Origin of the sequence: Caballeronia udeis (genome assembly GCF_001544555.2) — a bacterium.
In the GTDB taxonomy this organism is placed as follows: domain Bacteria; phylum Pseudomonadota; class Gammaproteobacteria; order Burkholderiales; family Burkholderiaceae; genus Caballeronia; species Caballeronia udeis.
Window position 1 is genome coordinate 35,580 of sequence record NZ_FCOK02000016.1, and the last position, 13,856, is coordinate 49,435.

A 13,856-nucleotide genomic window follows, 5' to 3' on the forward strand; every position below is an offset into this window, starting at 1 on the left:
CCATTCGCTTGTCTTTCGTATCCTTCGTCATTCAATCGATCATCAGTGCGTTGTCGAATTCGTCGGAACGACCTGCCGGTCCCTTGAGAAGCGCCCTGACATAAAGCTTGTTCAGCTTCACGAGCACCTCGCCGCTTTCGTTCATGAGCCGAATATCGAATTGCCTGATGCCAGATGGATGCGCTTCGGTGCCGGGCGTTGGCTCGACGTACGCGTAGCAACTCGGCGAGAGCGGTCGAAAAATTTCCACCCTGCCCAACGCGAAAGGCAGATGCGGTACGTCCGGGCGCCCCTCGCCGGCCACGCCGAGCACCGTCTGCAGTGCTCCGTCGATCAGCGTCGGATGCAGGTGGTACTGCTCGAAGTCGGCCACGAGCGCATCAGCCACCCGCAGTTTGGATAACGCAAAACCAGCACCCAGATGCAGCTCATCTATGGTTTGGAAGCTCGGCCCATATCGGAAGCCGAACTGCTCCAGTTGTTGATAGCAAACCGCGCCTTGCAACGTCTTGCTGCATTTCGCCTTCAACGCGGCAATCGCCATGGGCGCCTCGTCACCGCGCCGGCTTCTCGCACCAAACTCGAGCCGCCCTTCCGAATGCACGATGCGCTCGTCGTCCTCGTCGAACGAGACGATCACGTACCCGGCGTTGTCTCCGTTGAGCTTCAGCACGGTCTTGACCAGTTGCCGGCCAGCGGCAAGCGGCAACGGCTGGTTCCACACGATGTCCTCGATAACCACGACCGCTTGTTCACCCGCGATGGTGCCGGCCGCGCATGCCATTTCCAGATACCCTGCACCGGGGAAAATCATCTTGCCGTTCACACGATGGTCCCGCGCGTAGTAGGCGTCGCCGGACAGCCACGACGAGAAGCACACCTCTTTCAGTGTCGAAGCGTTTTCCGATACCAAGGGATGCAGTTGGGTCTGGATCAGCACGGCCTGCGGGCGTGCCGCCGGAATTGGCCGCGGCGCTGCGTCGGATACCCAGTAGCGCTCCTTCGCAAACGGATAAGTCGGTAAAGACAGCTTGGCCGGGCGCTCGGCATGAAAACCGTTCCAGTCGATCTCCTGTCCCTCGATCCATTCCTTCGCGAGCGCTTGCCACCCGCCATTCACATGCAACGATTTCAATCGATCGTATTCCTCTGGTTTGCGCGAAATCTTCTTGCGTCGATGCGGCTCGACCCGGCCCCGCAGCAGCGCCGCGGACGATTGCGCGCCTTCGCAGAAGGTCTCCAGCTCGCGAAGTAACCCATCCCGGTGTGACACGACGATGGCAAGTCTTTCTTCGAACGACTCGCGTCCGGTTTGCAACGTGTAGGCCAGCGCCGCCAGATCGGCGTCAGCCTCATTCGCGAGATGCGCACGCAAACGCCCGGCCACTTCGCGCAGCTTCTGCTCGTTCTTCGCCGACAGCACGATCAGGTGCAATGCGCCGTCACTCGGCGCAACGGTGCGTCCGGCCGGCACGTACTCATCCAGAATCAGGCAGGCGTTGACGCCGCCGGCACCGAACGAGTTGATCATTGCGCGCCGCGGCGTGCCGGCCGCCGGCTCCCAAGCCGTCAGCTCGTGCTGCAATCGAAACGGCGATCCATCGAAATCGATGTTCGGGTTGACTTCGCGCGAATGCAGCGTCGGCGCAAGTTGCCGATGCAGGAATTGCAGCAGGATCTTCGTCACGCCGGTGATGCCCGCTGCGGACTCGGAGTGGCCGACATTCGACTTCACCGAGCCCAAGGCACAAAATTGCTGCTTGTCCGTGTGAGCGCGGAACGCCCGGCTGAGCGAGGCCACTTCGAGATTGTCGCCAAGCTGTGTCCCCGTGCCGTGCCCTTCCACATAGCTGATGGACTCGGGATGCAGGTCAGCCTTGCGCATGGTCTGCGCGATCAGGCTCGCCTGCGAGTTCGGGTTCGGGGCCGAATAGCCGTTGGAGCGTCCGCTATGCTCGCAAGCGCTCGCGGCAATGACGCCGTAGATACGATCCCCATCCACGATCGCCCTGGAAAGCGGCTTGAGCACCACGGCACCCACGCCCTCGCCCGGCACGAAACCGTCATCGCCAGCGCCGAAGCTTCGGCACTGCGCCCCGCGCGCCAACATGCGCCGGTGGCAGAGCGCGTGGTACTTGGACGGATGCAAGTAGAGGTTCACGCCGCCGGCGATCGCCACCTGACACTCGCTGCGCCTGAGGCTTTCGCAAGCCAGATGCATTGCTACCAGCGACGACGAGCACGCGGTGTCGACGGGCATGCTCGGCCCCTGGAAATCAAACACGTACGACACGCGGTTCGTGATCGACCAGGGCATCGAGGCCGGCGCGGCCATGTTGCCGCGCAGCCATTCTTGCGGGGCCAGCACGTTATACGAGTTGGTCGTGACGCCGCAGAACACGCCTACGTCAGCACTCTTGCTCTCGCTCTTGGGAAAGCGCTGCTTGAGGCTCTCGCGCGTGTAACCCGCATCCTCGATAGCGGCCCAGACCGATTGCAGGAATAAGCGCTCCTGCGGGTCGATGACGCGTGCATCGTCGGCCGCGATGCTGAAAAACGGCGCATCGAATTTGTCGACGTCGTCGAGAAAGCCACCCCACTTGCTATAGATCTTGCCGTTCTTCGCGCTGTCCGGGTCTTCATCAAAAAACGCGTGCGCGTCCCAGCGCGTCTCAGGCACCAAACTGACCAGATCGCGACCTTCCTTCAAATGCTCCCAGAACGCAGCCGGATCGGCCGCGCCGGGGAACTGGCCGTGCAAGCCAATGATGGCGATCTTCTCGTCCGGCGCCGTGACCATGGCGGCGCGCGGGTTCGATTGCTCCGCGGGGCGCCCCGCCGGAACGCTGGCCTCTTCGCGCGGCGCCGGTTTCAATAGCGCAATCAGCGCACGCGATGCCTCCCGGCTCAGGTAGCTCGCCAGTTCGTCGATGCTCGCGTATAGATAGAACAGCGTCTTCGGCAATTCGCCGAGGTCGCGCTCGAGCGCGCTGTTCATCCGGCCAATCATCATCGAATCCACACCGAAGGAATCGAAGGGCTCCTCGGCATCGATGCGATCGACAGGCAGCTTGATCTCGTTGCTCAGCAGCGCCTTCAGATAGCCCTCGGTCGCCTCCTTCAGCGACTGATCGTCTGACGCTGCGCGATACGGCACGTCGAGCGCGCGATCAGCGTGAGCCTCAGCCCCAGCCTCAGCCGCGCTTGCCTTGCCCGATGGCCCCGGCGTAGCGTAGGCATCGATTCGCGACGCGTCGCCAAAGAGCACGATGCAATGTGAGAGCGGCGAGCGCAGTGCGCTCTCCCAGGCTTCAAGGCCGAGGTCGGTCGGCAACGGGCTCGTGCCGGTGCGACGACGCATCAAGTCGAGCTCAGCCGGCGCTATCCGCATGCCGCCGTCTTCCCAGAACGGCCAGCTGATCGACAACGTCTTGCCGTGGCGCTCCCCCAAGCCGACCAGCGCCTGGCGAGCGTCGGCGTACTCGTCGAGGAAGCGGTTCGCGTAGGCGTAGTCGGTCTGGCCCGCGTTGCCGAACACGCCGGCGATCGAGGAAAACAGCACGAACAGGTCCAGCGGCTCTTCACGCGTCGCCAGATCGAGATGGACCGTGCCCGTGATCTTGGCGGCGAAGACGGATGCCATCTGCTCGCGCGTCTTGTTCAACGCAAGCGCGTCGCGATGCACGCCCGCGCTATGAATAACGCCGTTGATCCGCCCGAACTTGCGTCGCGTCCCGGCGAGCACCGCATCGACGTCACTGCGCGCCGACACGTCGGCTTGCAGGTAGATCGCGTCCGCCCCTTGTGCTCGCAGGTTCGCCAACTTGCGTTCCTGTTCGGCATCGAGCGCCGAGCGGCCGGTAAGGACCAGCTTGGCGCGGCAGCTCTTCGCCAGGTGCGTGCTGATGATATAGCCGAGGCCACCGAGGCCGCCGGTCACGAGGTAGACGCCTCCGTGCTTGATGAGCGTGTTTGCAGCGGCGTCACGACGAGCGGGCACGTAGCGCTCGATCTGCCTGACATGACGGCGTACGCTCGAGCCACCCGGTTTGCCATCGGCAAGGTAGCGGATCTCCCGGTCACGCCAGCGCGTGTCGCCGAGTTCAGCCCACACCCGTTGCGCAATCTCGGCAACCGATACGACGTCGCCGATGACAACCGTCTTGCCGGCAAACTTCGGGTGCTCGTGGGCCAGGCTGCGCAGGTAGCCTCCCAACGCGGCGTGCAGCGCCCCATCGCCTGACTCACGTGTGCGCCATTGCAACGACACGATATGCACGGTGTGCTGCGGCTTGCGGTGCATCAGCGCTTTGACGAGGCCGTGCAGCGTGCCCACGCCCTGGTCCAGTTGCCGATCGATGCCACCGTGGTCAAGCGCGCGGTGGACAATGGCTTGCGGTACCAAGCCGCTCTGTTGCAAAACGTCCATCAGCCGATCGAAATCGGCTTCGCTCGCCGGGTCGACAGTGAACCGGTCAGGTCCGGTCTGAGCGTAGCTTGCCGTGCTCTGAACCACGACCGCCGCCTGCCCCTCGCGGGCTCGCACCATCTCGGCAGCCAGCTCGTCGCCGACATCCAGCAAGAGCAGCGCGCCCGTCATGCGACGCCCGGCGTCCAGATCGCTCAGGTGAGCCGCGTGCCAGGTGGTTCGATAATGCAGCAGCTGAGGCGGCTGGACCGCGTCAGCCTCGGCGTGGCTGGCGCCATCGCTCGGAAGATGAGGCTGCGCATCAATCCAGTACCGCTCCCTCACGAACGGATAACCGGGCAGCGAAACACGCCTCGCACCTGCTCCATGGTGCAACTGCGCCCAGTCTATTTCAACGCCCGAAACCCACAGCTTCGCGAGCTTGGCGAGGTCGCGCTTTTGAAGCGTGAGGCGCAGGAAGGCATCTCCGGCATCGCCTTCGATCAGCGCACTCGCGCCGGCTTGTGCGCCGCGCGTGCTGCCTTCGTAGACATCCTCCAGCGCCTGTGCGCTCGCGCTGCTGCTGGCATTGCGCAGCCATTGCAGCAGCTGTTGGCGCAAGTCTTGCGCGCTGGCGGCAAGCACGACGAGCCGCTCCTGCATGGGCGTGCGACCCACTTGCGACGTGTAGGCGATGTCGCGCCATGACAGGTCGCGATCTTCTTCGAAAAAGGCCAGCATCTTCTCGACATAAGCCACAAGCGACGTCCGGCTCCTGGCCGAAATCAGGAAAGCCTCGGGCTGCCCGGCTGCGCGCGGGGACACACGCGGGTCGGTAAAGGCTTCCACGATCAGATGCGCGTTCGAGCCGCCTGCGCCGAACGAGCTGATGCAGGCGCGGTGCGGTTGGCCATCGTGGCGCTTCCAGTCCTCGAGCGCCGTCTGCACGCGAAACGGCGTGGCGTCGAAATCGATATGCGGGTTCAGCGTCTCGGCATGAAGCGACGGCACCAGTTGCTCGTGCTTGAACTGCAGCACCACCTTCGTCAGCGCGGCGATGCCGGCCGCCGACTCGAGATGGCCGATATTCGATTTGACCGAGCCGATCGGACAGTTCTCCTGCCGGTTCTGCGCGCCGCCCGACGCGTGAGCGAATGCCCGAACCAGTCCCGTGATCTCGATGGGGTCGCCCAACGAAGTGCCGGTTCCGTGCGTTTCGATGTAGTCGATGCTCTGCGGTGCGATCCGCGCTTTCTCGAAGGTCTCGCGAATCAGCGAGGCCTGCGCAACCGGGTTCGGTACGGTGTAACCGTTGGTCTTGCCGCCATGATTGATCGAACCGGCTTTCACGACAGCGTGGATCTGATCGCCGTCGGCGATGGCCCGATCCAACGACTTGAGCAGCACCGCGCCCACACCCTCGCCGGGCACGTAGCCGTCGCCGCCTGCGCCAAAACTGCGGCAGCGGCCGTCGGTCGAGACGAAGTTGCCCTGGCTCAAGCTCACGTACTTGCTCGGGTGGATCGAAACATTCACGCCGCCCGCGACCGCCACGTCAACGGTGCCTTTGCGGATGTCTTCGCAGGCCAGATGGATCGCCGTGAGCGAGGACGAGCACATCGTGTCGAGGGCCAGGCTCGGCCCGTGGAAATCGAAGAAGTACGACACGCGATTGGCGATCGAGGCGAACGACGAGCTCGGCACGCCGGCGTCCCCCGAGCTCACGCCATAAAGCTCGTACTGCCCCCACATCGCGCCGACATAGACGCCGACGTTGTGCTCCTTCATGCCATCCTTGCCGTAGCCCGCGTCCTCGATGGTCTCCCATACGGTTTCGATGAACAAACGCTCTTGCGGGTCCATCAGTTCGGCTTCTTTCGGCGAGATGCCGAAGAAGAGCGCATCGAATCGATCGACCCCGTCGATGAAGCCGCCCCACTTCGCATAGGTCTTGCCTGGCTGATTGCGCTCGGGATGGAAGATGCGCGCGTGATCCCAGCGCTCGCGCGGCACCTCCGTGATGCAGTCGCGGCCGTTGCGCAAGTTCTCCCAAAACTCACGCAGATTGTCAGCCTGCGGATACTTGCCCGCGATGCCGATGATGGCGACGTCGCCACCGCGCTCTGCAGTCGGCGCGGCGAAGCGAGCCTTCGCCACGCCTGAGGGCGCAAGACGCAGTGCGCCCGGCGCCGTTGGCGGCAGCCGCGATGGTTCGGCCGGGGTCCGCGGCGCCACTGCGTCTGCCCTGTCGCGCAAAGCCTGCGGGAATGTGCGCGCCAGATAGCCGGCAAGAGCGGCGATCGTCTGGTATTCGAACAGCAAGGTCTTGGACAGCACGCCGAACCGGTTTTCGATCTGCTGTGTCAGCTTCATCGTCAGCACCGAATCGATGCCGTATCGCTCGAGCGGCGCGCGCGCGTCCAGCTCATGCGCCGGCACTTTCAGCACGCCGGAGAACTCGCCTATCAGATAGCGTTGCGCGGCCTCCCGCAATGCGCGCTCGTCACTATGGGTGTCCATGCCCGGCTCAGCGGGCACAGGAACATCGGCGCTCGCAGGCGTTGGCGCTGGCGCGCGGGGGCCGCTCAGCAATCGCGCGAGCCGCTCGACGTCGCCCTCCACGACCAACACCCGCCCCGCTTGCGAAGCCAGCGCTTGATGGAAACCGTCGATACCCGTCGCCGTCTGCATGGCTACCATGCCTGACGCCCGCGTCAGCATCGCCAGGGCATCCGCATCCATGTGCATGCCGCCGTCGCGCCACAGCGGCCAATTGATCGCGAGCGTGCGGCCGTGTCGCTGCCCCGCCTCGACCAGGCGATTGCGGTGCGCCGCAAACCGGTCCATGAAGCCGTTCGCGGCCGCATAGTCGGCCTGGCCGACATTACCGCGCACCGCGGCGAGCGAAGAGAACAACGCGAGGAAGTCCAGTTCGAGATGCCGGGTCGCCAGATCGAGGTGCACGGTGCCGGCAACTTTCGGTGCCAGCACCTGGGTAAATTGTTCGGCAGTCTTGTTGACGATGAGACCGTCGCGGACCATGCCGGCGCTGTGGATCACGCCGGTGAGCGCACCGAACTGCGCGATGATGCCTGCGACCAGCGCTTCCAGCTCGGTGAGCCGCTCCACGTCCAGCTTGCGGTAGACAATGCACTCGGGCGCGACGGAGAGCTCGCTTGCCAGTGCAGCCAGGGACGTGCGCTGCGCTTCGCTCAATTCCGAGCGCCCGCTGAGGATGACCGTTGCGCCTTGCGCGCGGCTCAGGATTTCCCGTGCGAACAGCAACCCCAAGCCACCCAGGCCACCTGTGATCAGGTAGACGCCCTGGTCCTTGAACGCTGCGGGGTTCGCCTCACGTACGGTCTCGTTTTGCCAGCGCAAGCCGCTCGGGGCGCCGCGATCGAACTTGAGCAGCGACTCGGCCGCACTATGACGGGCGCGCTGTAGCTGGTGAGCGATCATGCTCTCGTCAGCCGACGCCTCGGTCAGCACGAGTTGCGCACACAAATTCGGCTGCTCCAGACGCGCAGTGTCGATCAGGCCGGCGAGACCGGCCAGCAACGCATGTTCGCCGCCACCGATCACGAGTTGATACAGCACCTTGTCCCGAGGCTGCTGCTTGAGGATGACTTGCAGCTCGTCGAAGCAAGCGAGCGCGGCGACGCGATAACGCCCGGCGATATCGTCAGCATCGGCCAGCTCGAGACGCACGACCTTCGCGCCGGGCATCCGCTCAACCAGCCGATTCGCATCGACATTCGGCAGATCGCAAAGCACGACCTGATGCGTTCGATATTCATTGGCGGGCAGCAAAGCGGAGGCGTCGGAAGCGACGGCCTCCCATACGGGTTGCGCGATCAGCGCGCCGATCCGGCTCTGTGCCGCGCCGTCTTGCATCACGCGCGAGGTCAGGCCGCGCAGGCAAACGCAGACGTTGCCGTTTGCGTCGCACAGGTCGATATCGATCTTGACGATGCCATTGCGCGCCTCGGTGCCACTCACGCGGCGAACCCAGGCGAACATGCGCGGCGTGCAGGCAGACAGTACGACGAGCGCGTCCAGCGCGAACGGAACGGACGGCGCGCGAGGCAGGTGAGTCAGGTCGTCGATCAAGCCGAGCGATGACTGCAATGCGCTATCCATCAGGCCCGGCGGCAGCACGAACGCGCCGTCGTCGTGCCTGCCCGGCAAGGCGAGCTCGGCGATGAGCTCATCCTCTCCACGATGGATCGCGGCGACACCCTGGAACGTGGGGCCGTAATGGATACCCATTGTCCGGTAGGCACCGTAGAGCGCGCGAGCGTCAAGCGTGCCGCGGCTCATCCGGGCCTTCAGCGCTTCGATGTCGTGCGTGCGTACCTCAGCCGGCAATTGCGCGAGCACGGCTTGTCCGCTGCAATGCGCGACGGGCTCCTCGGCGCCCTCGTTGACGCTGATCACGCGAAATTCGACGCCACCCTCGCCCGCCGGCGACAACAGCACCGATACGCGCGTCGGCTTGTCCACGACAACCGGCTGAGACCAAACCACATCGCGGATTTCCCACACGCGCGGCTCGCCCTGCGTCGGCACGGCGAGATCGGCCGCCGCGCGCATCATTTCCAGGTAGGCCACCGCCGGCAGCACCTTGCGCTTCGCGCCGCTGCCGGTATCGATCTGGTGATCGGCGAGGAAAAACTCGTGACCGCTGAACTGCGACGCGTAACCCTGCTGGAACAGATCCGAGATATTCGTATGCAGCAGCGGATGCAGCGCCGCACTCGCCGCGGCCTGCAGCGCGCCCGTGCCGGCCTGGTTCGCGATCCAGTAACGGTTTTTGGCGAACGGATAGGTCGGCAGCGAAATGAAGCGCAGCTTGCGTGCGCCGTGCAGCTTGCGCCAATCCAGCGCAAAGCCCTTGACCCACAACTCGGCGAGCCTCGAGTGCTTGCCGCGGGCGATCCATTTGTCAACCGCCTCGATCATGTCCTCATCGTGGCTGAGCGCCGACAAGCCGTCCTGGTCCTCTCCCACCTGGGCGCTGAAGCAGTCCTCGATGTCCTGCTCGTCGCGGCAATACGCCCCAAGCTTTTCAGCCAGATGCGAAACCGAATCGACGATGAAAGCCGCACGCGCATCCATCGCCTCGCGGCCGATTTGCAGTGTGTACGCGAGCGACGGCAGATCGATTGCCGGCTCGCCAGCGGCCTCTTTGCGCCGCTCGATCCATGCGAGCAGCTCGCGCGCCTTTTGCTTCAGGCGCTCCGGCGTTCTAGCCGAGAGCGGAACCAAAATTTGCCCGAGCGGCGCGGCACCGTCATCGCGCGCAGGCGGCAAATACTCCTCGATGACCAGGTGCGCGTTCGAACCACCGGCACCGAACGAGGAAAGCCCCGCGATCCGCGGCTGCCGCCGCCCGTCGACTTCCGGCTGCTCCCAAGCGCGCAGCGTCTGATTGACCACGAAAGGCGAAGACGCAAAATCGATATGCGGGTTCAGCGCCGAAGAATGCAGCGACGGCACGAGCATCTGGTGCTTCATCTGCAGCAGCACCTTGGTCAGTCCGGCGATGCCGGCTGCCGATTCGCAATGGCCGATGTTCGATTTTATCGACCCGATCGCGCAATACTGCCGCTCGCCGGTGTATTCGCGGAACACGTCATTGAGCGCGGTGATCTCGATAGGATCTCCGAGCCGGGTGCCGGTGCCGTGGGCTTCGATGTAGCTGACATGGCGGGCGTCAACACCCGCTTCCTTCAAAGCCTGGCGAATGACGCCGGCCTGCGCCTTCGGATTGGGAACCGAGTACCCGTTCGTCTTGCCGCCGTGGTTCAAGGCACTGCCCTTGAGCACGCCATAGATGATGTTGCCGTCGCGCTCGGCCTCCGACAAGCGCTTGAGCACCACTGCTCCGACGCCCTCGCCCGGAATGTAGCCGTCCCCACCCTCGCCGAAACTCTGGCAGTGGCCGTCGCTCGAAATGTATTGGCCGGCGCTGAGAATCAGGTACTTGTTGGGATGGATCGTGACGTTGACGCCGCCCGCGATCGCAAGCGACGTGCGCCCGAGCTTCAAGTCCTGGCACGCCAGATGAATCGCGGTGAGCGACGACGAGCACATGCTGTCTACCGTCATGCTCGGCCCGTGCAGGTTGAGCAGATAGGACACGCGGTTCGCAATGCTGGCGTAGCTGACCGGCACGCCAATGCGCCGGCCGCGCAGGCTGGCTTCGGCGCCGAAGAGCTGATATTCCCCGTACATCACGCCGACATACACACCCACTTGTCCAGCAAGGCCGGACTCGTGCGGAATCTGCAGGCTCGCGCGCGCTTGGCCGGCGTCTTCGATCGCCATCCACGCATGCTGCAGGAACAGGCGCTCTTGTGGATCGATGAACTCGGCGTCCACCGGCGGGATGTTGAAAAAGAGCGGATCGAACTCGTCGACGCCTTCGATAAAACCGCCCCACTTGCTGTAATGGGCGCCGGGCGTGCTGCGATCGTCGCTGTAGTACTCGCGCCAGTCCCAGCGCTCAGGCGGGACTTCCGTGATGCAATCCTCGCCGTTGCTCAGGTTCAACCAGTAAGCGTCGATATCGACGGCTTTCGGGTAGCGCCCGCTTAAGCCGACGATGGCGATAGGTTCATCGTGCACGACACCCGCGCGGGCCTTGGCGGCAGCGACGGGGGCGAAGCCGCGCGGCGCACGCCGCCGCGCGCCCGTTTGCGGTGCCTGCGAATCGATCCGGGCTTGCTGCGGGCCCACTGCAGCCGCAGCCGGCGCCGCGAACAACTCGACCAGCCTGGCAGCGTGCGAGCGCATGAAGTAGTCGGTCAGCTCATCCACGCTCTGGTATTCGAACATGAGCGTCTTGGAGAGCGGCCCGAAGGTCTTCTCAAGCTGGCGAATCAGGTCCATCGCCAGAATCGAATCGATGCCGTACTTGTCGAGCGACGCGTGCGGATCGATCTTGTGACGCGGCAGCTTGAAGAGTGCCGCGAACTGCTTGCGCAGATAGTCTTGTGTCTCACCCCTCAGATCGCGCGCCGCCGGATCGACAGGCGCAGGCGCGGGGACAGCCGGATCAACCGATTGTTCGGCGACCTGCACGCCCGGTGCGATCGGCTCGCCATGCAGAATCGCGCGGATCTTCCGAAGGTCGCCCGCGATGACGACAGTCTGCGCTTGCGACGACGCCAGAGCCCGGTAAAACGCAGTCATGCCGACGCTCGTCTGCATGGCCTCCATCCCGCCCACCTCGCGCATGACTTGCTGATCGCGCTCGGGCATGCGCATACCGCCGTCGCGCCACAACGGCCAGTTGATCGACAACGTCCGGCCGCGGCGCAAGCCGCGTTCGCCCAGCCCGTTGCGATAGCTGGCGAACTGATCGAGAAAGCCGTTTGCGGCAGCGTAGTCAGCCTGTCCGGCATTGCCCGCCACCGAGGCGCCAGACGAGAAGAGCGCGAGGAAATCGAGCTCCACATGCTGGCTCGCCAGATCGAGGTTGACCGTACCCAATACCTTCGGCGCCAGCACATGCGCGAAATCCCCGGCGCTCTTCGTCGCGAGCAGGCTGTCGCGAATCATCCCCGCACCATGCAAGATGCCGTCGAGACGACCATGAGTCTTCACGATGCCGGCCACTGCCTCACACACATCGGCCGCATCCATCAGGTTCAGGCTGCTGTAGAACACCCGTGCGCGACTCGCGGCATCGGGCGCCAGCGCGCTGAGCTTGTCGCCCACGGCTAACGAATAGTCCGCGCGGCCCGTCAGCACGATCCTGGCATGCGCCGTCTGCTGCAGGATCTCCTTCGCGAACAGCATCCCCAGCCCGCCCAGGCCGCCCGTGATCAGATAGACGCCGTGATCCTTGTAGGCAATGGGCGCCTCTTTCCCATCGTCATCAAGCTCTTCCCAGGCGAGCGCATGACGCACGCCCTGCGCATAACGGACCATTGCGTCGGCCCCTTGACGCGCTTCCCAGCGCAGATGAGCCGCCAGTTCTTGCACCGAGCTGCGTTCGCCGACAAGCAGCAGTTGCGCTTGCAGCGCAGGGTTCTCGAGCGCAGCCGATTTCAGCAAACCCGACAATCCGGCCAGCAGCCTGCCATCGAGCGTGTCGGCCACCACCAGATGGATGAATGCGCCCGCCTCCGGCAAGTCGGACATGATCGAGCGGATCGCATCGAACAAGGCCAACGCCGATGCAGTGTAGCGATCGGCTACATTCGCGGCGTGCGCCGCGAGATCGCGGCACGCAACCTCGGGCATCGCCGCCCGAAGCTCGTCGGCTGACACTGCGGGCAGATCGCACAACAGCACGTGATGCCGGGCGGCGAAGGTCGTCTGCTGCGCGGCAAGCGCACTCGGGCGCCATACGGGCGCGGCGACGACAAGGACAAGCCCTTTCTCGCGCGCCGCGAGCGCAGCGTCGGCCCCAAGCGTGCGCGAAGCGAAACCGCGCAGCTCAACGCAAACGTTGCCTTCTCCATCGCACAGATCGATGTCGAGCCTGCTGACCTTGTCTCCCGGGCGCGAGCCCGGCGAGCGCCGTATCCACGCGTACATCTGCGACGGGCAAGCGGCAACGACACGCAGCACGTCAAGCGCGAACGGCAGCGACGGCCGGTTCGGCAGTTGCCGCAAATCGCCCAGGAACCCGATCGCGGCCTGCAGCGCACCGTCCGTCAGGCTCGGATGAAGCACGTAGGCGTCCTGCGTGCCGTCGAGAGTCGCAGGCAGCCGCAGGTGCGCGAGCAGTTCCTCATTTCCCTGGAAAATGCACTCCACGGCCTGATGCGCGGGACCGAAACGCATGCCCATCGCCTGATAGGCCGGATAGACAACGCCCGCGTCGAGCCGGCCCGCCCCCATGCGCGCGCGCAATGCCTCGAGATCGATGCGCTCAGGCACGTCGCGCGTTGCCCGCTTGAGCACGCCGCGGCAGTGCACAACCTCTTCGTCCTCGTCATCGGCGCCTGGTTCGACTCCGAGAATCTCGAACTCGATCGCAAGCGCACCGGAGGCGGAGGACACCGCATCAGCCGCATAGAGGACGATCAGCACGTCCTTGCGCTCGCTCACCGTGATGGGCTTGAGCCATACCACGTCGTCGAGCTGAACCCCATCGGCGCCGGAGAGCTCCGGGATGGCATCGGCCGCAGCAGCCCGGACCATCTCCAGATAAGCCACGCCCGGCAGCACCTTGACGCTCGCCTGCCCGTCGGCGACCACCTGATGATCATTGAGGAAGAACTCGGTGCCGTCGAATGACGACCCGTAGCACTGGCGATAGATATCCGACACGTTTCGATGCAGCAGCGGGTGCAACACGGACGGTTGCGTGCCCGCGGCGTCCGTGTTCAGCGAGAACTGCTTGATCAAATCGAGCACGTTGTCCCTCGACAACCGCCCGACCTTTAACTCCGCCACGACATACTCGATGAAATCCATCATGTATCAG

General features: G+C 64.4%; 1 protein-coding gene. It reads right to left on the minus strand.

Features of this window, described 5'->3' with window-relative positions:
* Positions 1–31: 31 nt before the first annotated feature.
* Positions 32–13,849, minus strand: coding sequence for an SDR family NAD(P)-dependent oxidoreductase (locus tag AWB69_RS47680; protein ID WP_062085602.1), 13,818 nt, complete (start codon positions 13,847–13,849; stop codon positions 32–34).
* Positions 13,850–13,856: the final 7 nt, after the last annotated feature.